The sequence below is a fragment of the Bacillus tuaregi genome, from assembly GCF_900104575.1.
Taxonomy (GTDB): domain Bacteria; phylum Bacillota; class Bacilli; order Bacillales; family Cytobacillaceae; genus Bacillus_BD; species Bacillus_BD tuaregi.
The window spans coordinates 1-1,225 of sequence record NZ_LT629718.1 but is presented as its reverse complement, the minus strand read 5'-3'; the positions used below and the strand labels follow the sequence as shown (position 1 = coordinate 1,225).

Here is a 1,225-nt window from a genome sequence, read left to right as displayed (position 1 = left end):
ACCGAAGAATCTCTCGGGGTAAGGGGAACGACATGTTAGGAAAGTAGTTAACGGAACTGGGGATACCCTCCTCATCACTTTCTCAAGAAAGTAAAGCAGAAACCTATAAGTGCAAACGAAATGGTAGATGGATGAGAGGGAGTCGGAGGGGGTCATAGTACCAATGATGACAATGACAACACAACATTGTCTAGGGAAGGACGGCGTTAGCCATTACCCTACTTCGTTCATATGTCAGAAGGAGGTAAGAGTCAGTGAATGTCAGGAAAATGACTAACTACACCAATAATGTAAAAGCTCAAGAACTCTGGAAGACGTTATATCTTTGTGCCAAGGAATGTCCAACTCGAAGATTTCACGCTTTATATGACAAAATCTATCGTCCTGATATTCTATGGGAAGCGTGGCAACGTGTGAAACGTAAGAAAGGAAGTGGAGGTGTCGATGGACAGACGATTGAACAAATCGTCTCGGAGTACGGTGAGAAGAAATTTATGAACGAACTCTATCTAGAATTAAAGGAGAAACGTTATCACCCTAGTCCAGTCCTAAGAACCTATATTCCAAAGGATGATGGTAAGAAACGTCCATTAGGAATTCCTACTATTAAAGACCGAGTCGCACAAATGGCAACGAAAATGGTTATTGAACCAATATTCGAAGCTGACTTTCATGACTGTTCGTTTGGTTTTCGTCCAAAACGAAATGCCCATCAAGCAATGGCAAAGATAAGAAAAGCCAGTAAGAAATGTTTTTGGGTAGTAGACGTCGATATCCAAGGATATTTCGATAATATCAATCAACATAAGTTGATGAAATTATTAGAACAAAGGATTAGTGACCGACGGGTTTTAAAACTTGTTCGAAAATGGTTAGAGTCAGGCATAATGGAGGAAGGCAAAATAAGAAATCCGATTACTGGTACACCTCAAGGTGGTGTAATTTCACCTCTTTTAGCGAATATCTATTTAAATACAATGGATATGCTTTGGGAGAAGAAGTTCAAAGACTTGGGTGAACTCATAAGGTATGCGGATGACTTCGTCATCATGTGCAAAACCAAATCACAAGCACTTGAAAGTATAAAGGTTATCCAATCAATAATGGGAAAACTCGACCTTACTATTAATAGAAACAAATCGAGACTAGTTAATCTGTGGAATGACATAGATGGTTTTGATTTTCTAGGTTTTCATAATCGGAAGTTTCCAATCAGACGAAAAGG

1 protein-coding gene is annotated in these 1,225 nt (G+C 39.3%); it reads left to right on the top strand.

The window, feature by feature from the left end:
- Positions 1-269 precede the first annotated feature (269 nt).
- Positions 270-1,225: group II intron reverse transcriptase/maturase (ltrA, locus tag BQ5321_RS00185; protein ID WP_390622117.1), on the top strand; the 956-nt coding region annotated here is incomplete at its 3' end.